This is a genomic window from Acinetobacter sp. 479375 (assembly GCF_000581715.1).
Lineage (GTDB): Bacteria > Pseudomonadota > Gammaproteobacteria > Pseudomonadales > Moraxellaceae > Acinetobacter > Acinetobacter ursingii.
Genome location: NZ_JEZN01000001.1, coordinates 238,077 through 264,328, shown reverse-complemented (window position 1 = coordinate 264,328; position 26,252 = coordinate 238,077). Strand labels below are relative to the sequence as shown.

Below are 26,252 nucleotides of genomic sequence, written 5' to 3'. Positions count from 1 at the left end.
ATTAAGCCAAGTCTTTAGTACAAGGCTTGGCTTAAGCATTTTAAAAGAAGCAAGCCATTATGAGTAAAACACAGTCACTTTCCATTACTTACCGATTTACAGTGTTCTATCGCTTTGTAATTGCCTTTATTATCGGTTTTGTATGCACTGCTTTTTTTAGTATGGCTTTGGCTTATATTTTTAATATGATGATGCCAAAAGCTGACTCTGTTTATTTGGCAGCATTTTGCTCGATTTTATTTTATGCCGTTTTTGTCATCATCGCATTTTGCGTTCAATCTTTATTAAAACTGACCATTTATAGTGTTGTGGTGAGTGGCATCTGTATTTTTCTGACATTAGGATTAGGCTAAATCATGCATAAGAGTATTCGACAGTCGATGGCATGGTTACACTCATGGACAGGATTACTGTTAGGGTGGTTACTATTTGCTATTTTTGTAATGGGGACAGCCTCCTATTATCGTCATGAAATTAATTTATGGATGCAACCGAAGCTTGCCCAATATGATGTCAACCAAGAAACTGCGATTAAAACAGCCTATCAATATTTGCAAGAACATGCCGTCGGGGCTAAAACTTGGTATATCGGTGTTGCATCTGAACAGTCTCCTGTCACGAATATTTATTGGCAAAAAGCAGATGGTGGCTATGAAAGTAAAACACTCGATGCCACTACAGGCAAAGAGCTAAGTCTTTCTGCCACGCAAGGTGGCGATTTCTTTTATACCTTTCATTATCAACTTTTTGGTTTTCCCGTCATTATTGGTCGGATCATCGTCTGTATAGCAGCATTTATTATGTTGATTGCCCTGATTTCAGGGATCATTACCCATAAAAAAATCATTACCGATTTCTTTACGTTACGCACTTTCAAGTCTCAACGTTCATGGCTAGATTTTCATAATGTTTCATCCGTCATTGCTCTACCATTTTTCTTGATGATTACCTTTACTGGTTTGGCAATTTTCTTTTATATCTATTTACCATTTGGAATGAAAAAACTTTATCCAGAGAACTCTTTTCAATTCTTTAAAGAAATTCGCACCAATGTCATAGAAAACAAACAACCTCCAATAGACATGAAAAATTTACCTCTCGAAGTTCTGCTTGCCAAAGCACAAACTCAATGGGGAAATAAAGAAATCGATTCCATTACGGCGGACAAACCCAATACTAATCAAGCTCAAATCACGATTAGTCAAACTGAAGATCATTCCATTACAGGCAATAAACCACAAATTACCTTTGACGCAACGACAGGAAAACAATTGGCTGCCACACGAAATGATAGTTCGATTGCCACATTAAGTTTTGGGGTATATGGTTTACACATGGCGACTTTTGCCCAACCATTATTACGTCTTGCCTTTTTCTTTTCAGGTATTTTAGGCTGTTTTATGATTGCTTCTGGGTTGTTACTCTGGAGCCTGAAACGTCAAATTCAAAATAAAACACATGCATTTCATTTTGGACATTATCTGGTTGATCGTTTGAACGTGGCTACTTTTGTAGGTTTACCAATTTCTATGCTGGCTTATCTCTATAGTAATCGCTTTGTCGAGTTACAGCCTGCAATGCCGAACTATGAAATCTATACCTTTTTTATTGTCTGGCTGGCTAGTTTTATCTTGGCAATCTTTACAAAAAAACACTGGCTATGGCGTTCGCAACTCAGCATTTTTATCCTTTTGGCTATCGCCCTGCCTTTTTTCAATGTGATTTATTTAATCCAGAATCATCTGATTACAGACTTAAGAAGTTACTGGCTATTTTTAAGAGTCGATATTGTCTTTGTTCTGTTTGCTGGTTTGGGATTATTTATTGTTCGAAATATTCATCCGATACAAACCAAATCCCGAGAAAAGCTTGAAAAGAAGTTAGCGCTTGCTAATCCTGAGGTAAATGCCTCATGAGTATTGTATTGGGTGTCTTTTTGATCGTGTTCGGCATGTATATTTTATATGTGCTGAGCAGTAAACAGATTGAAAAAACCAAAAAATCTAAATTACATTTTATGACCCAGCATATCAATATCCTGCGTCTCTTCGCATGCCTTTTTTTTTTTGAGTGCAGGAAGTTTGTTTATTGCGGCTTATGGCACTTCTATTGGCTTTGTCAGTTGGTGGCTGTTTGCTACTCCTTTAGTTTTTGCACTTATATTGTATCTCAATGACTTAAAACCCAAAGCGGATAAGCGTAATCAGTCATCCAGAGTACATAAAATTTAATTTACCAATCTTAACTTGCTGATTTATCAAACGCTAAACATGCCTTTAGCGTTTTTTTGCATAAGCAAAGCATTATTATTCACAATCCTTTATCTCAAAAAGTCATAAGATATGCAGGTTTTTTATATTTGGCTGATTTATTCATGTTTGGTCCTCTTGAGTTTATATTAGCAGGCGTACTGGTTGGTTTCTGTGTGGGTATCACTGGCGTAGGTGGCGGTTCGTTAATGACCCCTATCTTAATCAGCCTTTTTAGAATTGAACCTCATATCGCGATTGGTACAGACTTACTCTATGCCGCAATTTCCAAATTTTGCGGCTCTCTGGTACATGCCAAAAAACTCAATATCGTCTGGCCGATTGTCATCTGGCTGGCAGTAGGCAGTATTCCTGCTTCTTTTGCTACCTCATGGGTGCTCGAACATTATTTAAGTCAGTCCTCGCACTATAAAATGGTTTTAACTATGGTGTTGGGCTTCATGCTCACCCTGACTGGTATTTCAATTATTTTTCGCGCCACGATTGAAAAGTTTTTTATGGGTTTGCGTAAGAAAAAAGAACTTCCAGAACAAATCGCACATGACACTATTTCTGAAACCAAACGCGTTTATATTATAATCATGGGCATTATTTTGGGTGTGTTTGTCACGTTATCATCGGTCGGGGCTGGTGCTTTTGGTATCATGGCACTGATTATTATGTTTCCTAATCTGCCGATGATTCGGATTATTGGTTCAGATGTGGTACATGCCGTACTGTTAACTTTGGTGGCTGGTTTGAGTCATATGAGTGCGGGTAATGTCGATTTTCACTTACTCATGTGGTTATTAGTAGGTTCAATTCCTGCGATCATAATCGGAACTTTAATTAGTTCACGTTTACCTGAAAAAATTATCCGTAAGGTTTTGGGTGTTACGCTATTTGCACTGGGTGTGAACTTTATTGTTCATCCTGTTAAAGCCAAACCTGTTGAAAAGCCTGCCATCACTCAACCTGTTTCTGCCGAAAAAACCACCACAAAATAAGCTATCTAACGGATTAATCGTTTTTTTTAAATGATTAATCCGTTGTAAATATAGTCAGATACCGCTTATTTCATGGTATATTCGTTAAACAGATAACCCTAAGCAATGATCGAATCAGTGACAGCAATGAATACTCTACAGTCTAATCCAGTCTCTCAGCCAGATATCGACGACGTTAATATTAAAAGCATCCATCCTCTTGTAACACCAGCAGAATTAAAGTCTGAACTGCCATTGACTGAAGATGCGTATCAAACCGTTCTCAAAGGCCGCGAAACCATCCGTAATATTTTAGATGGTACCGACAACCGTGTTTTTGTTGTGATTGGCCCTTGTTCTATTCATGACCCAAAAGCTGCACATGAATATGCTGATCGTTTAAAAGCTTTGAGTGAAAAAGTAAAAGATACACTTTACATCGTGATGCGTGTTTATTTTGAAAAACCACGTACCACTGTAGGATGGAAAGGACTAATTAACGATCCAGATATGAATGACTCTTTTAATATTGAAAAAGGGCTACGCATTGGCCGTCAATTATTACTTGAGTTAAACCAAAAAGGTTTGCCATGCGCAACCGAAGCACTTGATCCTAACTCACCACAGTATTATCAAGATCTTATTTCTTGGTCTGCGATTGGCGCGCGTACTACGGAGAGTCAAACTCACCGTGAAATGTCATCGGGCTTATCTTCTCCAGTCGGTTTTAAAAATGGGACAGACGGTGGTTTGACGGTTGCGACCAATGCAATGCAATCGGTTAAGCATGGTCATAGCTTTCTTGGTCTCAATGAAAATGGACAGGTTTCTGTGATTCGTACCAGTGGCAATCCATATGCGCATGTGGTGTTGCGCGGTGGAAATGGTAAACCAAATTATGATGCGGGTTCTGTAGCGGAAGCTGAAACGGCTTTGGCTAAAGCCAAAGTTAGTAACAAAATTATGATTGATGCCAGTCATGCCAACTCAAATAAAGACCCTTACCTGCAACCATTGGTATTACGTAATGTGGTTGAACAAATCAATGACGGAAACAAGTCCATTGTGGGTGTGATGGTAGAGAGCCATTTAAAAGGTGGTCGCCAAGATATTCCTGAAAACTTATGTGATCTTGAATACGGTAAATCTGTAACCGATGGCTGTATTGATTGGGATACTACGGAACAAGTTTTACTCGAAATGCATGAGAAACTTAAAGAGTTGCTTCCAAAACGCTAATTTGAGCAACCATTGAATAAAAAACCCTTAATTATTAAGGGTTTTTTTATATTCATCTGATTCAAGAATGTTTACTGATCAATGATCATATTTTCTGATCAACAATCCAGTAGATTTTATAGGGAATTTAAAGCTAATATGATGATGCGGTTAACATTCAGTTTTGGCTGAAACGAACACCTTATTATATTCTAACGATATATCAGTATTTCTATGACCACTTTAGAACAATCTTTATCCCAAATTCCGAACTTTTCTCCAGTCCATGAACATCTACTGAGTTCAGGACAACCGACAGCCGAGCAGTTACATCATATTAAAGAATATGGCTGTAGCACGGTCATCAATCTTGCATTGAATGATGCCGAACCACACCTTGATCAGGAAGACCGAATCTGTCTGGAACTAGGATTAAACTATATTCATTTACCTATTTTATGGGAAATGCCAGCAGCAGATCAGTGCCTATTGGTTCTGGATTTAATCGACCATTTGGTTACAAACGAGATCGTCTGGATACATTGCGCAAAAAATTATCGTGTCAGTTGCTTAATGGCACTGTACCGCCAATATTTCATGGGAATGGATATCGGCTCTGCACAAGAGCTATTGCATCAAATTTGGGAACCGAATGAAACGTGGACGGGACTGATGCATAGTGTTGCCCTACAACTTCAAGGTCGTATGGCAACTCAAGATTTACAACAATCTTTGATCGATCCAAATCAATTTACTTGATGGGTGATTAAAACGGTGGCCGTTGAGAGGATTCCCTCTTGGCGGCCTGTAAAGCCAAGCTTTTCTGTCGTGGTTGCTTTGATGCTGATTTGAGTAATATCTAGCTCCAACACATCTGCAATACTCTGACGCATTTCCAGATTATACTTTGCAAGTTTTGGACGCTCACACGCTACGGTAATATCTGCATTATTTAAAACATAGCCACGATCTAAAATGAGCTGATAGACATGTTTTAACAAGACACGACTATCTGCACCTTTAAAATCTGGATCAGTATCGGGAAAATGCTGGCCAATATCGCCAAGTGCTAAAGCCCCTAATAATGCATCCGATAAAGCATGTAATACCACATCACCATCGGAATGTGCCTTTAAACCATGGGTATGTGGAATTTTCACGCCTGCTAAAGTCACATGGTCTCCATCTTCAAAAGCATGCACATCCAGACCCTGACCGATGCGAATTGGTAATATCATTTATTTTCCTTTATAAAACAAATCACACAACTTGTATTCTGGCTTTTGGTTTCGCTATAGTACGTCTAGCCACTGAAATGGAAGTATAAGCGATCATGACGTCTCGTACAGATAGATTTCCTTTAAAAAACGTAGTTTGTGCACTCACGATCAGTTTTTGCTTTTCCTCAGCCCATGCAACGGATCAATTTGATTGTGACAATCATAAAGCGTCATTTGTGAGCAAGAAAATCTGCGCTGAAAATTTTCATGAGACACGACATGAGCTCAATAATAAATTTCTAATTGCTTATCTGGTTTCAGATGCGCCTATTAAACTGTTGTACGACACGCATTCGCTTTGGTTCAATCGTTTACAACAATGTAAATCTCAACACTGTATTGATCAACAATTTGCACTACGCGATGACGATCTCAACTTTTATACTTCTTTGAATCAGAGTTTAACCCAGCATTTTTTAAAGTTTGAACATGGCAAAATTGCCCAACCAGCAATTCATTTACAGGTTCATCAACTAGGCAAAGACAAAATTAAAATTGAAGGCATGGCGTATCGCAATCCCAATAACAGTAATGATAGCCAGACAATTTCTTTTTTGGCGTATACGACACCCGATAAAAAAGAGCAAATTTTTGATAATGAGCATGATTGTAAATACAATTTTAATTTTCAGAAAGGTATTTTAGTGGTAAAAACTGACCAGAAAGGTTGCGAACGGTTCAACGGTATCTATCGTCTTTATGATTAAAAATGAGGGTTGATCTCCCCTCATTTTATTTTCAATCTTTAATTTTATAGCGTCAGGCAGATAATTTCATCGCGATTTCCTGACTAATAATAGCCGCTGTTGCTGCTGAAAGTGTCCAGCCCAAATGCCCATGTCCTGTATTATAAAATACTCGCGGATGTTTTCCTTGTTTAATGACAGGCATCATATTCGGCATCATCGGGCGTAAACCCGCCCAAGGAACAGCATGTTCTGTAGATATGTCAAAGTTGGCATTGACCCAATTAATCAAGGGCTGAATACGGTCTGCACGAATATCACGATTATAACCATTAAATTCTGCCGTTCCTGCGACACGGAAACGATCCTCACCTAAGCGTGAAGTCACAATTTTGGCACTTTCATCAAGCAGACTAACCCAAGGCGCATTTTGAATACTTTTTTGATCGTTTAAATGTATCGTAATGGAATAGCCTTTCACAGGATAAACATTCACTCGATCACCCAGCATATCTGCCAGTTGATAACTCCCCACACCTCCACAAATCAAAATTGCATCAGCTTCTAAGCGAATAGGTTGATCTTTAGGTTCAAGCATGTTTTCTGTGCTTGGCTGGCAAGACACAATCACTTTTTGATCCGAAAGTTGCACTTGCTGTACATCTAGCCCAAAGCGATATTTCACGCCGTATTTTTTGGTTTTTTCAGCCAATCCTACAGTAAATTTATGGATATCACCCGTCGCATCGTCTGGTGTGTAATAACCACCATAGTAATCACCTGAGAGCGTAGGCTCAATTTGCTTAATTTCCTCTGGACTCACCGCATGTCGTGCCAATGTTCCCTTACAAAGCATATCATTAACATTTTTGGCAATGTTGTAATCTGCTTCGCTATGGTAAATATGTAAAATTCCACGCTTTTCCAAGTTGAAATCGACTTGCTCCTTTTCAGCAATTTCAAACAGACGTTTACGGGCCAGCAAAGCTAGTCTTACCGTTTCGAGTGTATTGGTTTCATAGTGTTTAATGCTGGCTAAAAATTCAAATAACCAGCTATATTTATGAACATCGAAAGAAGGATTGAGCAATAATGGTGCATCTTTTTTTGACATCCACTTCATGCCTTTCAGCACGGTAGATTTTTGATTCCAAACCTCGGCATTACAAGCTGATAATTGACCACCATTAGCAAAAGAAGTTTCCATCGCAGGAAATAAATGCCGATCGATCACGGTGACATCATAGCCCAATAAAGCCAACTCATAAGCAGAAGTGACACCCGTGATTCCAGAACCAACCACAATTACATGAGACATATACAACTCCTTGAAATGAAACTCATCTCAAAAAATGCCCCATCTGTCTATGTACCTGAGAGCTTCGGTTTTCAATAATTCCTATTAATTATTTTAACCATCCCCTTCGGTGAGTATTTTTAAATACTTCTCTCCAGATTGATGTCGATTATTACAGTCCTTTTGCCTGAGAGTTTCCGGGGTCGTTGCTCCTTCGGCGTGTTCACAGGAACATCTCTCCTGCAATAATTCATATTGTTATAAAAGCAATGTACATGCCAGTTTTTAAAAGTCCAACTTTATTTTGTAGCTCGAATAAAAAAACCTCATCAGCCTAAAACTAATGAGGTTTCTGGGAATCAAATTGTTGAAAAAGCTTAATCGTCGACTGGATAAGTAATCTTGATTGTCTTGATTCTATTTTCATCCATTTCCAATACTTCAAAACGAATGCCTTCATGATCAATCGTGGTACCAATCTGAATCGGTGAAGCTGCTTTATCCATAATTAAGCCCGAAACACTGATATATTCACCATCTTCTGGCATGAGTTCAATCATTCCCAGTTCAAGTTCAAGCTGATACAAATCCAAAAGCCCAGTTGCTTGCCATGTACGCTCATCGATTTTTACCAATTCTGGCTGTTCATCGGCATCTGGAAATTCACCGGCGATTGCTTCAAATACATCTAGTGGCGAGATCAGACCTTGTACTGTACCAAACTCATCACTCACTAAAACCAGTGATCCTTTGGAAGCACGTAAGGTATTAATCGCATCAATCACTTTCATGCGTTCAAAGATAAAGATTGGACGCTGTCGCTTTAATAAAACTTTGACATGATCTGGATGATCCAGCGCATCAATTAAATCCTTAGCACGAGCAACCGTAATCACTTTATCCAAACTGCCGCGACATACGGGAAACAAACTATGCGGAACAGACAAAATTTGCTGACGGATAAGTTCAGGATCATCATCAATATTGACCCAAGAGATCTGAGAACGAGGAGTCATGATCGATGCCACAGTTCGTTCGGCAAGCGTCAGTACACCGCCAATCATATATCGCTCATCATTAACAAATAATGTTTGAGATTCCGAGTTTTCATCCACAGCCGCAATTCGATCTTTTTCACCCATCATTTTGAAAATGGCATTGGCAGTTCGATGACGTAATGGAATCTTGGACTGATTTTTTTCGACATTGCGCTGTGAAAACTGATTAAAGGCTTCGATCAGAATGGCAACGCCAATACCTGAGTAGATGTAACCTTTTGGAATATGGAAACCCATTCCCTCAGCGATCAAGCTGACACCAATTAAAAGCAAGAAACTCAGACATAAAATGACAACGGTTGGATGTCGATTTACAAAGGCTGTTAAAGGTTTAGATGCGATGAGCATCACAATCACCGCAACAGTCACAGCAGTCATCATGACATAAATATTATCCACCATCCCAATGGCAGTAATAACTGAGTCTAGCGAGAATACAGCATCGAGTACAATAATCTGTGCAACCACTGCCCAGAAACTTGCATAGGCAACTGAAGAATTCGTTTTGATTTCAGGTTTGCCCTCCATCTTTTCATGAAGTTCAGTCACCGCTTTATAAACAAGAAATAAACCACCCAATAGCAGAATTAAATCTCGACCAGAGAATGTCATTCCCGCAACGTCAATCAAAGGTTTTGTGAGTGTAACCAACCATGAAATAACAGAAAGAAGCGCCAAACGCATAATAAGCGCCAACGATAAACCAATAACACGTGCTTTATCACGCTGTTCAGGAGGAAGTTTATCGGCCAAAATAGCGATAAAAACCAGATTATCAATTCCTAGAACAATTTCTAATGCAATCAGGGTCAGCAACCCTACCCAAATACCAGGATCTAATAAAAATTCCATCATTAGATCACCTCAAATACTTGAGAACAAATCAATACAAACAACCTACACGGCGATGGATCCATTCACGGATACCCTTTTCAATTAAGATGGTTTTATTATGCATAACTTTTTCTACTTGTAATTATTTTTTTGTATATTGAGTAAATTTTTTAAGCTTAAATTAAGTTTTATAAAAATATCTCACAAACTTTAATCAAAAAAGTTAATTTATCGAATAATTTTAACAATTGCCGCACACAATCAAATAAAAAAGTGAAACACTCAAATTTATCCAAAATATTGATACTTTACAACTGGATAATGACTGCTATAAATTATCATATTGTGCTTTTGAGCACTGCATTTCCACCGGAATAAATATACAAATTCAAAAAATATTGCCAAACACATCACAAAATATTATGATTATTCTGCTAACACAACGACTTTAGAACAATACGGTATAGCAACAATAATTACACATTCACCAACTTGGGAATTATGAAATGAGTAAAAAATACACGAGGTTTTTACCAACCGCAGAGTCTTATGACTTTAACGAATTTCCATATTACTGGATTACACAAGTCCATGCACGTTATGTCCTAAACATTGATAATGTCCTAAAAAAATACGGTTTGGATAATTCTCGTCGGCGTATTTTATTAGCATTGAATTCAAAACCCAAAGCCAGTGTTTCAGATTTATCTGAGATGATCATTTCAAAAATGTCTACGACCACGAAAATCGTTTACCGCCTAAAAGATGAAGGGCTAGTCAATACCTTTTGTTGCCCTGAAGATGCGCGAATTACTCGCGTTGAACTCACTGAAAAAGGCAAGGAAATGATTTATAAAATTAACGATATTACCAGTGTCGTGCTAGAACAGTCTTTTGATGGCTTGACTCCTCTTCAACTGGAAAAAACCATTGAAAACTTAAAACAGATTTATAAAAATCTGTCACATTAATCAAAAAAGTTTAATTGTGGTGATATTTTCGTAGCAGTTTGACGTGGCACATGCATACATTCAAACTCATCAACAGGAAAACCCTCTATAAAACTTTGTATGTCAGGTGTTTTTAAATCAAGCCATTCATGCAAACGTTCATGAGGAATGACGATTACCGATCGTTTGACATCTCCTGGTTCATGAAATTCTTTCATCATCGGGTGATCTATGGCGTCCATTGTAATCATGGCAGCCGAACGAATAATATCACCATCTAATCGACAAATTTCATAAATTGCTGCAATAAAGAAAGCTTCACCATCTTTACGACGCACACACCAACGTTGTGGTTTCCCATCACTATATTTAGCTTCATAGAACTCAGTGACAGGAATAACACCAAAGTTACACTTAGCCGCGGCTTCAAAGAAGCTTGAACGCTGTAATAAGGTTTCACTACGCGCATTATAAGTTTTTTTTGCAGAAGATAAATCAGTCGCCCATTTAGGTACTAAACCAAACATCACATCGCGCCATTCCAAACCCAATTCAGATTTAAATAATAACGGTGTCGTATAAGCAGGATAAACTTCATCCAAATATTCAAAAGGAATTGGAGGTAAATTCAATGCTTGAAGTTGACTATAAGTTAAAGGCTTAAAATTTGGGCACATTTTAATAAATCTTGATTACCCTCTATTTAAATGATGCTGATTTTCTATTTTTCAATAAAAAAGTCCCCGAAGGGACTTTTTTATCAACAAGTGATTAAATTAATCACCTGTATAACCTTTTAATTTTAAACGAGCTGCATGTAGTAAAGGCTCTGTATAACCTGAAGGTTGCTCAGCCCCTTTGAAGATCAAGTCAGAAGCTGCTTTAAAGGCAATATCATTGACAAACTTAGGCGCCATTGGCGTGTATTCCGGATCATTAGCATTTTGACCATCCACCACTTTCGCCATACGCTCCAGAACTTCTTCAACTTGCTCTTTGGTCACAATACCGTGACGCAACCAGTTCGCAACGTGTTGTGAAGAAATACGTAACGTCGCACGGTCTTCCATCAAGCCAACATCATTGATGTCTGGAACTTTAGAACAACCAACACCTAAATCAACCCAACGAACCACATAACCTAAGATACCTTGACAGTTGTTTTCAAGTTCTTTGGTAATTTCATCAGCTGTCCAGTTGGTATTTTCAGCCAACGGTGGAGTAAGCAAATCATCAAGTGGTAAAGCTTGCGTATTGAGTAACTCTTTTTGGCGCTCAGATACATTACATTGATGATAATGAATTGCATGAATCACCGCGCCAGATGGAGACGGAACCCAAGCACAGCTTGCGCCTGCTTCTGGATGCTCAATTTTGGTTTTATACATGTCTAACAGCATATCTGGTTTTGGCCACATGCCTTTACCAATTTGTGCTTTACCACGTAAACCGGTCTGTAAGCCAATCATAACATTACGGTTCTCGTAAGCAGGGAACCATTTTTGTCCTTTGATTTCGACTTTACGAACAAACGCACCCGCTTCCATAAAGGTATGAATTTCGTCACCTGTACGATCCATAAAACCAGTATTAATAAAGATGGTACGATCATTCGCCTGAGCAATACAGTTTTTCAGGTTTACAGAAGTACGGCGTTCTTCATCCATAATACCGACTTTAAGTGCTTTAGCAGGTAAACCTAATGCTTGTTCTACGCGCTCAAACAATTCAACCGTAAATGCAACTTCTTCTGGACCATGCATTTTTGGCTTAACGATATACATAGAACCTTTACGCGAGTTCTTCAATGTATTGTTGCCACGAATATCTGGAATCGTAAGCAAAGGCGTCACTAGAGCATCCATGATGCCTTCATAAATTTCTTTGCCATCGACTAAAATCGCTGGATTCGTCATCAAATGCCCAACATTACGAAGAAGCATCAATGAACGACCATGCAACGTCGTTGTACCGCCAATCAGATTCTTAATAACACGATCTTCGCTGAGTTTACGTGTAACCGTTTTACCGTTTTTCTCAATAGACTCTGTTAGATCACCTTTCATCAGACCTAACCAGTTACGATAGCCTTCAACTTTTTCTTCTGCATCTACAGCTGCAACTGAATCTTCCAAATCCTGAATAGTGGTAACCGCAGCTTCTAAAACTAAATCTTTGACCCCAGCAGCATCTGTTTTACCAATTGGGCTGTTGGCATCGATTTCAATAATGACATGCAAACCATTGTTGAGTAACACCACTTCGGTCGGTGCTGCTTCTTCGCCGTTATAACCAACAAATGCTGATTCTTGCTTAAGCTTGGTTTGTGAGTCATCTTTTAAGGTCACTACGAGTGCTTTATTTTCAATTGCATAGTGAGTTGCATCGGCATGTGAGCCTTGTGCTAAAGCGAATGTTTGATCAAGGAAATTTTTAGCAAAAGCAATTACCTTTTCGCCACGCACTGGGTTATAGCCCTTGCCTTTTTCAGCACCATCTGTTTCTGGAATCACATCGAAACCATAAAGTGCATCGTATAAAGACCCCCAGCGTGCATTAGCAGCATTAAGGCTATAACGTGCATTACGTACAGGTACCACCAATTGTGCGCCTGCAAGTAAAGCAATTTCTTCATCTACATTTTCAGTGGTGATCTGGAAATCTTCTACTTCTGGTAATAAGTAGCCAATTTCTGTAAGGAAAGCTTTGTAAGCTTCTAATTCAAATTTGTTATTACGGTGCCACTCGTCAATTTTAGCCTGTAACTCATCACGCTTTGCCAAAAGCGTCGTGTTTTTTGGACTAAGATCAACAACGACTTGCTCAAAGTTCTTCCAGTAAGTTTCACTGTCCAAACCTGAAACTGGTAGAGCTTCATTTTCGATAAAGTCGTAAAGTTCTTTAGCAATCGCTAACTTGCCTTTTTGAATACGTGCCGTCATTGTCTTTCCTGATGTTGCTACTTTTTATAACAAGAGTTTCAAGTATACCGATTTATACTTTGCTGAATAGTAATATCACGCTGCTAAATAACAAGCATTTCAAAAACAAACCATCTTGTTAGTTCTTATTTAGCGAGGTAAAACTTTCATTTCCGCAATTCGCATACCCAATTACAGTGTATAAAATTTTTAAAATGCCGAAATTAGACTTAAGTTCAGATCAGTCTAATCGACTCCTTTTTCATAATGAACCATAGTTATAACAAAAAAATATGGCATTGAAAGCATTGGCTCAAAGAAATTTGTACATTCTTTTATAACGATTTAGATGCAAAGAAAAAGGCGTTCAATTTGAACGCCTTGAGTATCCATTATTTCGAGCTTAGCTGTTTTCAGCGGCTTGATGAATCTGTCTGTGTTCAGAATGCAAATACTCATCAGATTGCATTTCTAGCAAGCGAGAACGAGTACGTTCAATTTCAAAAGCCAATTTTTCACCTTGATATAAATCAATGATGGAATCCTGAGAAGTCAGAAGCAATTTGACGCCACGATCATAAAACTCATCCACCAGATAAATAAAACGACGTACACCTTCAGATAAACTATCGGTTAAATGCGGCACATTACTCACCAAAACCGTATTATATAAGTTTGCAATTTCAATAAAATCTGCTGGACTGCGCGGTTTGAAGCAAAGTTCTGAAAACTCACACCAAAGTACATCTTCCGTATGACCTAACGTTTCTACAACACGGTGATTAATGGTGATCGGTTCATCCGAATAACCTTGTGTTTGGGTAATGGCTTTAAAACGCTGTGCCATCCAGATTTTAGCATCATCAGTAAGAGGATACTTAAACAGTTGCGCTTGCTTAAGTACACGCAAACGATAATCGACACCTGCATCTACATTTAAAACCACACAATTCTTTTTCACCTGTTCAATTGCAGGTAAGAAACGATCTCGATGAATGCCGTTTTTGTATAAGCCATCTGGAGCAATATTTGAAGTTGCAATGAGAGTAATACCACGTGCAAACAATTTTTGGAACAAATCGCTTAGAATCATGGCATCCGTGACATTGGATACAAAAAATTCATCAAAGCAAATCACCACAGCATCTTTATAGATTTGATCCGCGACCAAATCTAATGGATTACGCTGACCAGACAAACGATTTAGCTCACGATGTACATGTTGCATAAAATGATGAAAATGCATGCGTGTCTTACGGCGAAATGGAACAGAATCATAAAATTGATCCATCAACCATGTTTTACCACGCCCTACACCACCCCACATATATACGCCTCGTGGCGCAGTTTGGCGACGGAAACGGCGGAATGCTTTTTTTGAAGCTTTATAACGACTAATGAGATCCTGCCAAACTCGTTCTAATTCATGTACAGCCTGTGCCTGTGCTTCATCAGGCATAAATTGTCCTGAAGATAATGCTTGTGCATAACGCTCTGCAGGAGATAAAGGGGTAAACGCTGTACCATGAGGAGAATGAATGTTTGCCATGTCTTTTATTTGCTTTCAGTATTTGTAGAAAAAGTATATCGAAGATTCGATGCGTGAAAATAGAACTTTGGACTATAGCTTTGATGCTATTTTCCATACTGTCTTGGACTTTGTCCAAACCAGCGTTTAAATGCATGATTAAATGCAGCGGGTTCTGAATAGCCCAGTAATTCTGCAATGACTTCGATTGAATATTCCTTATATTCCATAAGCTTTAATGCCTTAGTTTTAATTAACTGCTCACGAATTTGTTTATAACTCGTATTCAGTTGTTGCAATTGATGCCGCAGAGTTCGCTCAGGAATCTGAAGAGCAATTGCCGTTTCCGCCATTGTGGGAATTACACCCTGTTGTAATTCGAGATAGTTATGCACACGCTGCACCAGATCGGATTGCTGTGTTGCTTCATCATCTAAACGTTTGATCTCATCCAGACATTTAGCTTCATAGACGCGATGGGTAATGATATCCGCAGATGGGATTTTTACATCTAATACCGCTTGATTCAAACTAAAAACCGCATGATCAGCATTAAAATGCAAATTATTGCCATAATAATGCTGATACTGCGCTAGCATATTTAAATTTTGCGGCTGCGGGAATGGCAAATCCACTCGAATTTCAGGTGCCTCCAATCCCATCATTTTATAAATATCTAAAATAAATTTGTAAGTACCCGATATTTCACACTGGGCTCTTAAGCGTCCCATTTCTGTATTTAAATCGATGGGTACGTAAACTAATGACGCATATCCATCTCGTTCACTCAGACTGAGTTGTCCAAACAAATGCGTGAGACTTTGATATTCAATACCTTTATAAATGGCATGACGAATGCTATCGGCAGTGACCAATAACATTAATAAAGGTCCATAACCTGCCAGCGCGTAATGTTGTCCAATATATAAGCCTTGTTCAGAAGGAACATCCTGACTGATAATATGCTGGATATCCCATTCCAAACTATCATGAATAATAGAATGTGGATTGAGGGCATCTATCCGAATCCCAATATTTGCCAGACGCGAATCGACATCAATACCAGAATTACGCATTCCTTGTATTAAATACATGAGTCCAAGTATTGATCGCTTCATTCACAGTTCTATTTTTCGATTACTGTAGTGTTGTACTATAAAGCAGCAATAAAATTAATTGCCGAATCTATCAATTTTGATGTCGATCTAATCATGTTTCTGGCTCTGATAATTCATTAAACTGATTATAAATAGATCATTATTTCATTATCGGATCAATATCATGCAAGATTCCTTAATCAATGCAATTCAAAAAACAAAAGTTGCAATTATCGGTGCGGGTTTTGGTGGGCTTGCAATGGCAATTCGTCTTCTACAAAACAATATTCATGATTTTGTAATTTTAGAAAAAGCCAAAGATGTCGGTGGAACTTGGCGAGAAAACCAATATCCCGGTGCGGCTTGCGATGTCCAATCACACATGTATTCATTTTCGTTTGCACCCAAAACCAACTGGTCTAAACGCTATGCCGAAGCGGGCGAAATTTTTTCATATATTCAGGATATTACGGAGCAATTTCAACTTAGAGAATATTGTCAATTTGAGCATGAAGTTACCCGTGCAGAATATGATGAAGGGCGTTGTATCTGGACACTTTCATTTAAAGAGCATGACCCATTGGAAGCACAATTTGTGATTTTTGCCTCAGGCCCTTTACATGTTCCACAAATCCCACATATTAAAGGCATTGAAAAATTTCAAGGCAAAGTATTTCATTCATCAGAATGGGATCACCATTACGACCTAATAGGTAAAAATGTTGCTTCTATCGGAACAGGTGGTAGTGCAATTCAATACATTCCTGAAATTGCAAAACAGGTCAAGCAACTATATGTATTTCAACGTACAGCAGCGTGGGTGATTCCCAGAGACGAGCGTCAATATTCACATTTAAGCAAATTATTATTTAAAAAATCAAACACTTATCGGCAAGTTCATCGTGCAAGATTATACTGGAGTAATGAGTCGAGAGTTATACCTATTGTCCAACCCCACATTATGAAATATGGACAAAAACTTGCAGAAGCTTTTATTCGATTTCAGGTAAAAGATAAAGCACTTGCGAAGAAACTGACCCCAGACTTTGTGATGGGTTGTAAACGTATTTTGATTTCAAATAAATACTTTCCAACCTTCAATCGTAAAAATGTCGAGTTAGTGACCGATGGAATTCAAGAAATTATAGAAAATGCCATTGTGACCCAAGATGGTAAGCAACGACAGATCGACTGCCTAATTTATGGAACAGGCTTTATTACAGATCCACGTATCTATCTGAAACATTTTGAATGTTTCGGGAAAAATAACCAAGAACTCAAACAAGCTTGGAAAAATGGTCCAGAAAGCTATTATGGAATAACGACAGCAGGCTTCCCTAATTTATTTCAGCTTCTCGGTCCAAATACAGTGCTTGGACATAATTCCGTTATTTTTATGATCGAATCTCAAGTGAACTATATCCTTCAACTGATCGAGATGGTGGATAAAACTCAAACACTTGCGGTTGAGGTGAAAGACGATGTTCAAACTCAATTTAACCATAAAATTCAACAGCAACTAAAAGATACTGTCTGGCAGTCTGGCGGATGTGTCAGTTGGTATCAAGCTGCGGATGGTAAAAACTTTGCTTTATGGCCAACCTATACATGGAAATATTGGTTAGAAACCCGAACTGCGAATGCCTCTGACTATGTCTTTCTTGGACAAAATAGAACAAATGATAAAAAACAGGTTGCTGCATAATTTCTTATCATCATAATAAGTAGGTTAAATATAACCTACTTATTTTATGCAATCCCTTATTTTAATTGTGCAAATTTTTATCGCAATTGGCTTAGGCTATTTTATTGCACCTCATTTAAAGCAAACCCTTCGCCAGTTTATATTTAAAACACTCCCCTACTTTTCTTACTTACTGTTAATCAGTGTTGCTTTTGAATTTGCTCAAGCCTTAACTCATTTAGAGCATCCTGAGCGGATTTTACCCACAGCTCTTTTAATTGCAGCATCAACTTCAATTGCTTCATTTTTTGTGTGTTTGATCGCTTATAAATTATTAGATAAAGACAGTGTACAGGGAACAATTTCTTTGCATTTGTTTTTAAATGCATTAAAAAACATCAGTTATGCCTTTATTGCACTGGGTTTTGGAGCCACTTTAGGCTTTGTAGTTCATCATTTTCAGATCAATGTGCTGTTCAATAGTTGGTATTTGCTTTTAGTTTTTATAGGTTTTATTGGTGTTGAACTTGCTTACACCCATTTTGACCGTACGTGGCTCAGTTGGAAAATACTGATTGTACCTTTGGCTGCGATATTTGGTTCACTGATTGCTGCTTTCTTCTGTTTTATGCTTTTAACTGGCTATAGCTTAAATGAAGTGATCGCTTTATCTCAGGGTTATGGTTGGTATTCGATGTCAGGAATCTTATTTACTAAATTGCACTCAACCGAATTAGGCGGCATTGCTTTACTTACTGATTTATTTAGAGAAATTTTTGCAATTCTATTGATGTATTGCTTAGGTTGGCGCTTTCCTCGCTCTGCAATTTCAAGCGCTGGCGCAACATCAATGGATGTCACGTTAGCAATGGTCAAACAGTCATGCGGCACACATTATGTACCACATGCCATGATGAGCGGGATTATATTAAGTTTACTTGCACCCTTGCTCATTAGTTTCTTTTTAATGCTTTAATTGAGTGATGCCCAAATACTTTTGAGCATCTCATTTGGATTTTCAGCTTTGGTAATCGGACGACCAATCACCAAATGAGTTGCACCATCCAGCATCGCTTGCTTTGGTGTCACAATCCGTTTCTGATCATCGGCACTTGAACCTTCTGGGCGAATCCCAGGCGTCACCAAAGAAAATTCTGAACCAATTTGCTCACGTAACATCTTAGCTTCTTGCGCAGAACATACTACGCCATCCAAACCACTGTCTTTGGTCAATTGAGCTAAACGTTTGACTTGTTCAAATGGCTCGATATCTAAACCAATATCACGTAAATCTTCTCTTCCCATTGAAGTGAGAACCGTAACAGCGATCAATTGAGTATGATAGTTCCCTGCTTTTAAACGCTCAACGCAAGTTTCCATCATTTTACGCCCGCCTGAAGCGTGAACATTGACCATCCATACGCCTAAATTAGCCGCGGCACAAACTGCCTGTGCCGTCGTATTCGGAATATCATGAAATTTAAGATCAAGAAACAACTCAAAGCCACGATCCTGTAAAATTCTGACCGTTTGTGGACCATCATGAGTAAATAGCTCTTTACCCACTTTCACCCGACAAAGTGATGGATCGAGCTGATCAGCAATGCTCAAAGCGTCATATTGGCTCTTTGCGTCCAAAGCAACAATAATACTCACAAATTTATTTCCACAGCTTTAAATTCGGCTAATTATAGATGGATTCACGCATTCAACAAAGCAGGAATATGGCTTTTATGACAAAAGCCATATCACAAAATTGATCTGATCTATCTTTGTTCAGAGATCAGGATAGCACGTGTATCATCATCAAGTACTTCAAGTATATGTTCTTGATCAGCAGCCTAACAAATATAATCCTCTTCATTTAAAATGACGGGTTCAGCAGTCAACCCAACTTTTGCGTGTCCTTGCATAATAATATGTTCAATACTTCCGATCGGGTACCGATGACTCAAATGTGGTTCAATTGGCTGAGTACTCAGGATATAAATCACATCTTGATTTTGTAGGACAATTCGCTAGTAAATACCTGATAATGCGCAATCTCCGATCTAACTGAGAGCCCTTAATCCTGGTCACAGTTAGAGTGACTGCCACCTTGAAAGCTATAGGTTTCCCATAAAAAAACCCTTTAAGTCATAAAGGGTTTTTTATTTCAATATCTAATGTTTTCATCTATAAATAAGACAATTTATAATGGAGTTCGATTCTGAGTCTCAGGTTGAACTTCCACCACTGTCTTTTCATGCTTGGTATTCGCCGCAACTTGGGCAGCAGCAACCTGTGCCATTTGAATCTGCTCTTTACGCAGATGTTCAATATCCTTTCTCAGTCGTTTAATTTCCCAACCTTTTTGAATGACTTTAAAGACTAAAACACCAAGTAAAAGTCCAATGACAATTCCAAGTGCCAAAGTAATCAAAAGTAGTAAGCCCAAACGCATTGCTGGTATTTGTGTGAACAACAAATCCACAGATAACTCCGTACTATTTTGGAGTACCAGAGCAAGCGAATAACCAAATAAAACAACGAGTAATGCGATCAAGATAATACGCATAAGCACCTCATTTTTATTAATTCTTAATTGTTATTTTGCCACAACTTCGTTTACCGCATCACGAAGTGCTTTTCCAGGTTTAAAGTGCGGAACGGCTTTCGCTGCGACTTCAACTGATTTTCCCGTCTTAGGATTACGCCCTACACGTGGATCACGATGATGCAATGCAAAGCTACCAAAACCACGAATTTCAATACGATTATCTGTTGATAAAGCCTCGATCATTTGATCGATCATGATCTTTACCGCTTCTTCTACTAAAGGTTCTGCCAAGTGAGGATTCTTTAAGGCAATACGCTCAATTAAGTCAGATTTATTAAGTGCTTCAGTCGTCATTGATGACCTCTTTATTTCTTACTGATTTTCAATGACTTTAATAATAACCTGTTTAAATACAAAACGGTAGCGCAGTACACTAATACTACGCTACCGTTTACAGTAAATCGTATAAAAAGTACGAATTAGTTACACTAACCGTACTTTTATATAAGTTTTACTTCATTTGTGCCTTGATCAAGTCACCAATGGTCTTAGGACCATTTTCTTGAGAAGTCGTTGCAGTACGAAGATTTGCAACAGCTTCTTTCTCTTCAGCTTCGTCTTTCGCTTTGATAGACAAGTTGATAGAGCGAGACTTGCGGTCAACGTTGATGATTTTCGCTTCAACTTCTTGACCAACTTCTAGGAACTTAGTTGCATCTTCAACGCGATCACGGTTGATTTCTGATGCTTTCAAAGTTGCTTCAACTTCGTCAGCCAACTTAACAGTTGCGCCTTTCGCGTCAACCGCAGTTACAGTACCTTTAACCAATGCACCACGTTCATTCGCTGCCAAGAAGTCATTGAATGGATCGCTGTTCAATTGCTTGATACCAAGGCTGATACGGTTGCCTTCAGCATCTACAGACAAGATAACCGCTTCAACAGTGTCACCTTTCTTGTAACGACGGATTGCATCTTCACCTTGTTCGTTCCAAGAGATATCAGACAAGTGAACTAGACCGTCGATACCGCCAGGTAAACCGATGAAAATACCGAAATCAGTGATTGATTTGATCGTACCAGAAACTTTTTCACCTTTGTCGTGAGCCTTAGCAAACTCTTCCCATGGGTTAGCACGAGTTTGTTTGATACCAAGAGAGATACGACGACGTTCTTCATCAACTTCAAGAACCATAACATCAACTTCATCACCAATCTGAACAACTTTAGATGGGTGGATGTTTTTGTTGGTGTGATCCATTTCAGAAACGTGAACAAGACCTTCAACGCCTTCAGCGATTTCAGCGAAACAGCCGTAGTCAGTTAAGTTCGTAACACGCGCTTTAACGATAGAACCTTTAGGATAACGGTTCATGATCGCTAACCATGGATCTTCACCAAGTTGTTTAAGACCTAGAGAAACACGGTTACGCTCACGATCAAATTTAAGGACTTTAACAGTCACTTCTTGACCTACTTCAACCACTTCAGATGGGTGCTTGATACGTTTCCAAGCCATATCTGTAATGTGAAGAAGACCATCGATACCGCCAAGATCAACGAACGCGCCGTAATCAGTAAGGTTCTTAATTGTACCTGTAACAGTTTGACCTTCTTCAAGCTGAGCAAGAAGTGCTTCACGGTCAGCAGAAGATTCAGCTTCCATAACTGCGCGACGAGATACCACAACGTTATTACGTTTAGCATCAAGTTTGATCACTTTGAACTCTAACTCTTTACCTTCAAGGTGAGTTGTGTCACGGATTGGACGAGTATCTACAAGTGAACCTGGTAAGAACGCACGAACAGGACCGATGTCAACAGTGAAACCGCCTTTAACTTTACCAGAAATAACACCAGTAACGATTTCGCCATCTTCAAAGATTTTTTCAAGCTTAGTCCAAGTTTCAGCACGTTTTGCTTTTTCACGTGATAAAACAGTTTGACCCATACCGTTGTCAAGCGCTTCTACAACGACGTCAACAGTATCACCAACTTGAACTTCAAGTTCACGTTGTTCATTTAAAAATTCAGCACGGTCAACAACGCCTTCAGATTTAAGGCCAGTGTCAACAGTTACCCAGTCACTATCGATGCTAACAACAACACCTTGGATGACTGCACCCTTTTCAACGTTGAGGTTTAATTCACTTTCTTCAAAGAGGGCTGCAAAAGATTCGGTCATGATATACCTGATAAAGTCAGCGGTCTTGGATCAGACAAGGCCGGTTTAATTAAGTCTCTACATAGTCCGTAATAAACTGATCAAGCTATGCTTTAACTGATTTAAAAAATCGGTTAGGCTTTTATACGTTGGTCGACGTAATCGGTCATTAACTGAAAAACTTGATCAATAGTCAAATTTGAGCTATCAATCTGATAAGCGTCTTCAGCTGGGCGCAAGGGTGCAACTGCTCGTTGCATATCACGCTGATCACGCGACTGTATATTAGCCAAAATGTCATTCATTTTAACATCTAGCCCCATCCCCTGCAACTGCTTTACACGACGCTCTGCGCGCGACTCAGCAGATGCGGTCAGATAAATTTTGGCTTCGGCTTCTGGGAAAATGGAAGTCGCCATATCACGACCATCTGCAACCAGACCTGGGGCCAGAATAAAAGCGCGTTGTCGATCAAATAAGGCTTTGCGAAGTTCGGGAACTGCCGCAACCTGAGATGCAAACTCCCCCACGCGTTCTGTACGAATCGTTTGGGTCACATCCTCACCATCTAAAATAATGGCAGTTCCTTCATCTTTTGTTTCAAATTTAATATTAAGATGGGTCGCAACTTCTACACATTCATCTAAACGTATATCTAACGCATCGAGTAAGTTTTTTTGATGTAATGACAGCCCCAGCAATCGATATAAAGCACCTGAGTCAAGTAAATGAAAACCATAATGTTGAGCAAGTTTTGCAGCAAGTGTGCCTTTACCAGAACCACTTGGTCCATCGATTGTAATAATATGAACTGTCATTAAAATCCCACTAAGCGATCGATTTTGCTAATTTTGAAAAGCCTAGTGTAATCGCTGCTTTAAGTTGTGCAAGAATTAATTTACTCACAAATGGAATTTTTGCGGTTAATTCAATGGTATAGGTCACTAAAGTTTTGTTGGGCGAAATTTCCTGAAAATCGATTCGACCAATATGATGTTTTATCAATGGATTATCGATTAATTTGTATTCGATACGCTTGTTTTCTTCCAACAAAGTAATTTCTTCTTTTAACGGCTTAAATGGCCCAAACCCCATACGACGTACTGACCCTAAACCATCTGGGCGATCAGGATCTGCGGAGTCCTTAACTCTCACCACTTGAATTGGTGCAAAAGCTTGGTTATAGGTTGCATGTTTTGAGAGTAGATCAAATACTTGATCTATCGGCGCATTAAATTCTTTTTTTATGGTGATGGCATTCATCACATCCCTCCAGATAGCAATGACAATTTATATTGTCAAAACACACTATCGAAACATACAAAAGGAATCAAGAGATGCTGCGTGAATGTTTTTTGTCAGTTCAGCGAATATGAGATTATTCTGCATCACTTTTTAAAGCGTTAAAATTAAGTAGACGCTCGGAACGCTTTTGCTCTCTTCGCTGCTTAAAAAAAAGGCTCAATTGCTCTGAGCATTGTTGTTGCATACAACCATGCTCAACGATAAATTTATGATTATAATAGCCTGAGTCGAGTAATTGGCGCGCACTGACCAACGATCCTGCCTTTGGTTCTGTGGTTGCAAATACCACACGATAAATACGCGAATGTATTAATGCGCCCACACACATCGTGCACGGCTCTAAAGTCACATACAAAGTTGCATCAGCGGGTAAGCGATAATTTTGAATCGATTCACAAGCCATGCGAATCGCACGAATCTCAGCATGTGCTGTAGGATCGTTTAAACAAATCGGTGAATTATAACCTGTACCAATCACACGATTTTGGCTCACAATCACCGCACCAACAGGTATTTCTCCTTTTGATGCAGCCAATGCAGCCTGCTCAAAAGCAAGCTGCATCCAATACTCATCAGAATAAATCGGCTCAGACATAAGCTAGTTGATAACACCATAATGTTTGAGCAATTGATTCCAGCTTTCAATATTGGTGACAGGTGGATGATCACCCAAAATACCTTTTAAGCTAAAATCTTGAGTATCTTTCCATGCAGGCGATAAATCTTTATCAACCAGACGTGCACGAACACCCTCTACAAAATCAGGATGGCGGATTTTCCAGTCAGAAATTTGCGCTTCAAGCTTAAACACTTCATCCCAAGCATGTACCTGCTTGCCCCATTGCCACAGAAGCCATGTAATTGCTGCCGTACTTGGAGAACCTTTTTGCAAGTTTTCACTGGCTTGGCGTAACCAGTCACTACGCGCATCATTTAGTCCAATAATCGCCTGATAATCCTGCTCAAAACTGACGCCACGACAGACACTATGAATGACATCCAGAGAGTTTTGTAATGGCCCTGCTGCCACAGGTCGATGCAAACTATTTAACGTATCATCAATTGCTCTAAAATCACCTGCGGGATAATGATTCCAGTCGATATCGATGACTTTTTTCAGTACATTATCACGTTGAGCATCGCAAATATGCGTCGCCCAACCGATACTGTACGCACCAGCTGCCGTCATGATTGAACCTGTCAGTCCTGTAAATAAACCTATAGGACCACGATCTGCAAGGAAACGACTTGCACCGACATCAGGATACAAACCAATGTTAATTTCTGGCATTGCCAAACGTGAATATGGCGTCACCAAACGAAATGGTGCAGCCATAAATAAGCCTAAACCACCGCCCATGACATAACCTTCGCCCCACACAATCACTGGTTTGGCATAGTTATGAAGTAAAAGATCTAGCGCATATTCCTGCTCAAAAAACTGATTGGCAGTTTCAACTTCATTATTAATCACCAACTGGCGCAGCTTACGGACGTCTCCCCCCGCACAAAATGCTTTTGGCGTTGTAGAATCTAACCAAATGGCTTTCACCTGATCATCCTTGTGGAAATCCTCAAAGACACGCAATAGTGCAGTCGCAATCGACTCATCTAAAGCATGCAAAGACTTCGGGCGATTCAGGCGAACAATGCGCCAGCCGTTTTTTGCCTCTTCGACAATAAGATCTGGGTGATATCGGGTTACATCGGGAGAATTTGTCATGCGTCCAACTGCCAATCTATAGGCTCAATGCCATTTTGTTTCAAATAATTATTCGTCTTGGAAAAGACTTTACAACCAAAAAAACCGCCACGATTTGCTGCCAGTGGCGATGGGTGTGCTGCGGTGAGCACCAGATGTTTGTTTCGATCGATACGTTGTCCTTTACGTTGTGCATAAGCACCCCATAAAATGAAAACCACATGTTCACGCTGTTCATTTAATACATCGATAACATGATCTGTAAACTCTTCCCAACCACGTTTCTGATGTGAGGTCGGTTGTCCTGCTTCAACAGTCAGTACGCTGTTGAGAAGCAAAACACCTTGATTGGCCCATTTGGTCAAATCCCCATGATTTGACATAGGCACACCCAAATCAGTGTGTAATTCATGAAAAATATTGCGTAAAGAGGGTGGTAAAGTGATGCCACGTTGTACAGAAAAACTTAATCCATTGGCCTGATTCGGTCCATGATAAGGATCTTGTCCCAAAATAACGACTTTGACCTGATCTAAAGGCGTGGTATTCAGGGCATTAAAAATCTGTTTACTCGGCGGATAAACCAGTTTTTGCGCCTGCTTTTCCTGAACCAAGAAATCACGCAAGTTATCCATCAGCGGACTTAGTAAAAAGTCTGCCAGTGAATATTTCCAACTTTGTTCTAACTGAACCTTACCCAGTTTATCCTGCTGTTGCTCAGTTAATTGCATTATTCCATCCTGAAATCAATCGA

At 39.1% G+C, this 26,252-nt stretch carries 25 protein-coding genes, 2 pseudogenes and 1 riboswitch; of the genes and pseudogenes, 10 read left to right on the top strand and 17 right to left on the bottom strand.

Going from position 1 to position 26,252, the window contains the following annotated elements; all coding sequences use genetic code 11:
• Nucleotides 1–59: 59 nt before the first annotated feature.
• The 6 genes and pseudogenes from J500_RS01285 (at nucleotide 60) to J500_RS01265 (ending at nucleotide 5,212) form a co-directional block, all read left to right on the top strand.
• Entirely contained in the window at nucleotides 60–353 is a 294-nt protein-coding gene (locus J500_RS01285; protein WP_004997376.1) for a hypothetical protein, read from the top strand.
• 3 nt (nucleotides 354–356) lie between these two features.
• Nucleotides 357–1,916 (top strand): PepSY-associated TM helix domain-containing protein, encoded by a 1,560-nt coding sequence (locus tag J500_RS01280; protein WP_004997374.1) that lies wholly within the window; start codon nucleotides 357–359, stop codon nucleotides 1,914–1,916.
• Nucleotides 1,913–2,231 (top strand): annotated as a pseudogene (locus tag J500_RS17650) (DUF1634 domain-containing protein). Before J500_RS01280 ends, J500_RS17650 begins: the two are co-directional and overlap by 4 nt.
• 143 nt (nucleotides 2,232–2,374) lie before the next feature.
• The gene (locus J500_RS01275) at nucleotides 2,375–3,256 is read left to right on the top strand and encodes a sulfite exporter TauE/SafE family protein (protein WP_004997371.1); all 882 of its coding nucleotides are present in this window, start codon (nucleotides 2,375–2,377) and stop codon (nucleotides 3,254–3,256) included.
• A gap of 126 nt (nucleotides 3,257–3,382) precedes the next feature.
• Nucleotides 3,383–4,474: a 3-deoxy-7-phosphoheptulonate synthase gene (locus tag J500_RS01270; protein ID WP_034697849.1), complete on the top strand. Its 1,092-nt coding sequence runs from the start codon at nucleotides 3,383–3,385 to the stop codon at nucleotides 4,472–4,474.
• Between the two features lie 213 nt (nucleotides 4,475–4,687).
• Nucleotides 4,688–5,212: a protein tyrosine phosphatase family protein gene (locus tag J500_RS01265; RefSeq protein WP_005004011.1), complete on the top strand. Its 525-nt coding sequence runs from the start codon at nucleotides 4,688–4,690 to the stop codon at nucleotides 5,210–5,212.
• Here J500_RS01265 and ispF read toward each other — a convergent pair.
• A complete protein-coding gene (gene ispF / locus J500_RS01260; protein WP_004989384.1) occupies nucleotides 5,200–5,691 on the bottom strand; it encodes a 2-C-methyl-D-erythritol 2,4-cyclodiphosphate synthase in 492 nt (163 codons plus the stop codon). The two genes, J500_RS01265 and ispF, sit on opposite strands and share 13 nt — an antisense overlap.
• 95 nt (nucleotides 5,692–5,786) lie before the next feature.
• On the opposite strand from ispF, the gene J500_RS01255 reads away from it, so the two are divergent.
• Nucleotides 5,787–6,440 carry a hypothetical protein gene (locus J500_RS01255; RefSeq protein ID WP_004997364.1) on the top strand — a complete coding sequence of 218 codons (654 nt, stop codon included), beginning with the start codon at nucleotides 5,787–5,789 and terminating at the stop codon, nucleotides 6,438–6,440.
• A gap of 52 nt (nucleotides 6,441–6,492) precedes the next feature.
• Here J500_RS01255 and J500_RS01250 read toward each other — a convergent pair whose 3' ends face one another.
• Complete coding sequence (locus tag J500_RS01250) at nucleotides 6,493–7,737, bottom strand: D-amino acid dehydrogenase (protein WP_005004007.1); 1,245 nt, start codon at nucleotides 7,735–7,737, stop codon at nucleotides 6,493–6,495.
• Nucleotides 7,738–7,881: 144 nt separating this feature from the next.
• Nucleotides 7,882–7,969: riboswitch (glycine riboswitch) on the bottom strand.
• A 124-nt stretch (nucleotides 7,970–8,093) separates the two neighbouring features.
• Nucleotides 8,094–9,626, bottom strand: coding sequence for a TerC family protein (locus tag J500_RS01245; protein WP_034697847.1), 1,533 nt, complete (start codon nucleotides 9,624–9,626; stop codon nucleotides 8,094–8,096).
• Nucleotides 9,627–10,114: 488 nt separating this feature from the next.
• Between J500_RS01245 and J500_RS01240 the strand changes: the two genes are divergently transcribed.
• A complete protein-coding gene (locus tag J500_RS01240) occupies nucleotides 10,115–10,579 on the top strand; it encodes a MarR family winged helix-turn-helix transcriptional regulator (RefSeq protein ID WP_004997357.1) in 465 nt (154 codons plus the stop codon).
• Here the strand turns inward: J500_RS01240 and J500_RS01235 are convergent.
• From J500_RS01235 to J500_RS01220, 4 genes are all read right to left on the bottom strand, one after another.
• On the bottom strand, nucleotides 10,576–11,235 hold the full coding sequence (locus J500_RS01235; protein ID WP_034697763.1) for an SOS response-associated peptidase: 660 nt from the start codon (nucleotides 11,233–11,235) through the stop codon (nucleotides 10,576–10,578). The genes J500_RS01240 and J500_RS01235 overlap by 4 nt on opposite strands.
• A gap of 99 nt (nucleotides 11,236–11,334) precedes the next feature.
• Nucleotides 11,335–13,500 carry a malate synthase G gene (locus J500_RS01230; protein WP_004997214.1) on the bottom strand — a complete coding sequence of 722 codons (2,166 nt, stop codon included), beginning with the start codon at nucleotides 13,498–13,500 and terminating at the stop codon, nucleotides 11,335–11,337.
• Nucleotides 13,501–13,882: 382 nt separating this feature from the next.
• On the bottom strand, nucleotides 13,883–15,028 hold the full coding sequence (gene zapE, locus J500_RS01225; protein ID WP_004997212.1) for a cell division protein ZapE: 1,146 nt from the start codon (nucleotides 15,026–15,028) through the stop codon (nucleotides 13,883–13,885).
• Nucleotides 15,029–15,114: 86 nt separating this feature from the next.
• Nucleotides 15,115–16,125 carry a helix-turn-helix transcriptional regulator gene (locus J500_RS01220; protein ID WP_034697761.1) on the bottom strand — a complete coding sequence of 337 codons (1,011 nt, stop codon included), beginning with the start codon at nucleotides 16,123–16,125 and terminating at the stop codon, nucleotides 15,115–15,117.
• Nucleotides 16,126–16,288: 163 nt separating this feature from the next.
• On the opposite strand from J500_RS01220, the gene J500_RS01215 reads away from it, so the two are divergent.
• Together J500_RS01215 and J500_RS01210 are read left to right on the top strand one after the other, a co-directional pair.
• Entirely contained in the window at nucleotides 16,289–17,809 is a 1,521-nt protein-coding gene (locus J500_RS01215; protein ID WP_004997205.1) for a flavin-containing monooxygenase, read from the top strand.
• Nucleotides 17,810–17,855: 46 nt separating this feature from the next.
• Nucleotides 17,856–18,764: a lysine exporter LysO family protein gene (locus tag J500_RS01210; RefSeq protein WP_004997197.1), complete on the top strand. Its 909-nt coding sequence runs from the start codon at nucleotides 17,856–17,858 to the stop codon at nucleotides 18,762–18,764.
• Here the strand turns inward: J500_RS01210 and pyrF are convergent.
• From pyrF to ung, 10 genes and pseudogenes are all read right to left on the bottom strand, one after another.
• A complete protein-coding gene (gene pyrF / locus J500_RS01205) occupies nucleotides 18,761–19,444 on the bottom strand; it encodes an orotidine-5'-phosphate decarboxylase (protein WP_004997195.1) in 684 nt (227 codons plus the stop codon). The genes J500_RS01210 and pyrF overlap by 4 nt on opposite strands.
• Before the next feature lie 110 nt (nucleotides 19,445–19,554).
• Nucleotides 19,555–19,853: pseudogene (locus J500_RS17030) on the bottom strand (transcriptional regulator); the annotation flags it as partial.
• 126 nt (nucleotides 19,854–19,979) lie between these two features.
• The gene (locus J500_RS01200) at nucleotides 19,980–20,345 is read right to left on the bottom strand and encodes a lipopolysaccharide assembly protein LapA domain-containing protein (RefSeq protein WP_004989418.1); all 366 of its coding nucleotides are present in this window, start codon (nucleotides 20,343–20,345) and stop codon (nucleotides 19,980–19,982) included.
• Between the two features lie 30 nt (nucleotides 20,346–20,375).
• On the bottom strand, nucleotides 20,376–20,681 hold the full coding sequence (locus J500_RS01195; RefSeq protein ID WP_004989420.1) for an integration host factor subunit beta: 306 nt from the start codon (nucleotides 20,679–20,681) through the stop codon (nucleotides 20,376–20,378).
• 157 nt (nucleotides 20,682–20,838) lie between these two features.
• On the bottom strand, nucleotides 20,839–22,512 hold the full coding sequence (rpsA, locus tag J500_RS01190; protein ID WP_004989421.1) for a 30S ribosomal protein S1: 1,674 nt from the start codon (nucleotides 22,510–22,512) through the stop codon (nucleotides 20,839–20,841).
• Between the two features lie 113 nt (nucleotides 22,513–22,625).
• Complete coding sequence (gene cmk, locus J500_RS01185; RefSeq protein ID WP_004997193.1) at nucleotides 22,626–23,309, bottom strand: (d)CMP kinase; 684 nt, start codon at nucleotides 23,307–23,309, stop codon at nucleotides 22,626–22,628.
• Between the two features lie 10 nt (nucleotides 23,310–23,319).
• Entirely contained in the window at nucleotides 23,320–23,757 is a 438-nt protein-coding gene (locus tag J500_RS01180; protein ID WP_034697759.1) for an SRPBCC family protein, read from the bottom strand.
• Between the two features lie 112 nt (nucleotides 23,758–23,869).
• Entirely contained in the window at nucleotides 23,870–24,391 is a 522-nt protein-coding gene (gene tadA / locus J500_RS01175) for a tRNA adenosine(34) deaminase TadA (RefSeq protein ID WP_004997181.1), read from the bottom strand.
• Nucleotides 24,392–24,394: 3 nt separating this feature from the next.
• The gene (locus J500_RS01170) at nucleotides 24,395–25,519 is read right to left on the bottom strand and encodes an enoyl-CoA hydratase/isomerase family protein (RefSeq protein ID WP_004997179.1); all 1,125 of its coding nucleotides are present in this window, start codon (nucleotides 25,517–25,519) and stop codon (nucleotides 24,395–24,397) included.
• Nucleotides 25,516–26,229, bottom strand: coding sequence for a uracil-DNA glycosylase (ung, locus tag J500_RS01165; protein WP_004997171.1), 714 nt, complete (start codon nucleotides 26,227–26,229; stop codon nucleotides 25,516–25,518). The genes J500_RS01170 and ung overlap by 4 nt, the downstream gene beginning before the upstream one ends.
• Nucleotides 26,230–26,252: the final 23 nt, after the last annotated feature.

Coding starts and splice junctions, on each gene's coding strand:
- cmk (WP_004997193.1), bottom strand. CDS start 23,309: ATGACAGTTCATATTATTACAATCGATGGACCAAGTGGTTCTGGTAAA.
- J500_RS01170 (WP_004997179.1), bottom strand. CDS start 25,519: ATGACAAATTCTCCCGATGTAACCCGATATCACCCAGATCTTATTGTC.
- J500_RS01215 (WP_004997205.1), top strand. CDS start 16,289: ATGCAAGATTCCTTAATCAATGCAATTCAAAAAACAAAAGTTGCAATT.
- J500_RS01275 (WP_004997371.1), top strand. CDS start 2,375: ATGTTTGGTCCTCTTGAGTTTATATTAGCAGGCGTACTGGTTGGTTTC.
- J500_RS01200 (WP_004989418.1), bottom strand. CDS start 20,345: ATGCGTATTATCTTGATCGCATTACTCGTTGTTTTATTTGGTTATTCG.
- J500_RS01230 (WP_004997214.1), bottom strand. CDS start 13,500: ATGACGGCACGTATTCAAAAAGGCAAGTTAGCGATTGCTAAAGAACTT.
- J500_RS01240 (WP_004997357.1), top strand. CDS start 10,115: ATGAGTAAAAAATACACGAGGTTTTTACCAACCGCAGAGTCTTATGAC.
- J500_RS01235 (WP_034697763.1), bottom strand. CDS start 11,235: ATGTGCCCAAATTTTAAGCCTTTAACTTATAGTCAACTTCAAGCATTG.
- tadA (WP_004997181.1), bottom strand. CDS start 24,391: ATGTCTGAGCCGATTTATTCTGATGAGTATTGGATGCAGCTTGCTTTT.
- J500_RS01255 (WP_004997364.1), top strand. CDS start 5,787: ATGACGTCTCGTACAGATAGATTTCCTTTAAAAAACGTAGTTTGTGCA.
- J500_RS01265 (WP_005004011.1), top strand. CDS start 4,688: ATGACCACTTTAGAACAATCTTTATCCCAAATTCCGAACTTTTCTCCA.
- J500_RS01285 (WP_004997376.1), top strand. CDS start 60: ATGAGTAAAACACAGTCACTTTCCATTACTTACCGATTTACAGTGTTC.
- J500_RS01280 (WP_004997374.1), top strand. CDS start 357: ATGCATAAGAGTATTCGACAGTCGATGGCATGGTTACACTCATGGACA.
- J500_RS01220 (WP_034697761.1), bottom strand. CDS start 16,125: ATGAAGCGATCAATACTTGGACTCATGTATTTAATACAAGGAATGCGT.
- ispF (WP_004989384.1), bottom strand. CDS start 5,691: ATGATATTACCAATTCGCATCGGTCAGGGTCTGGATGTGCATGCTTTT.
- zapE (WP_004997212.1), bottom strand. CDS start 15,028: ATGGCAAACATTCATTCTCCTCATGGTACAGCGTTTACCCCTTTATCT.
- J500_RS01195 (WP_004989420.1), bottom strand. CDS start 20,681: ATGACGACTGAAGCACTTAATAAATCTGACTTAATTGAGCGTATTGCC.
- rpsA (WP_004989421.1), bottom strand. CDS start 22,512: ATGACCGAATCTTTTGCAGCCCTCTTTGAAGAAAGTGAATTAAACCTC.
- J500_RS01245 (WP_034697847.1), bottom strand. CDS start 9,626: ATGGAATTTTTATTAGATCCTGGTATTTGGGTAGGGTTGCTGACCCTG.
- J500_RS01270 (WP_034697849.1), top strand. CDS start 3,383: ATGAATACTCTACAGTCTAATCCAGTCTCTCAGCCAGATATCGACGAC.
- J500_RS01210 (WP_004997197.1), top strand. CDS start 17,856: ATGCAATCCCTTATTTTAATTGTGCAAATTTTTATCGCAATTGGCTTA.
- J500_RS01250 (WP_005004007.1), bottom strand. CDS start 7,737: ATGTCTCATGTAATTGTGGTTGGTTCTGGAATCACGGGTGTCACTTCT.
- ung (WP_004997171.1), bottom strand. CDS start 26,229: ATGCAATTAACTGAGCAACAGCAGGATAAACTGGGTAAGGTTCAGTTA.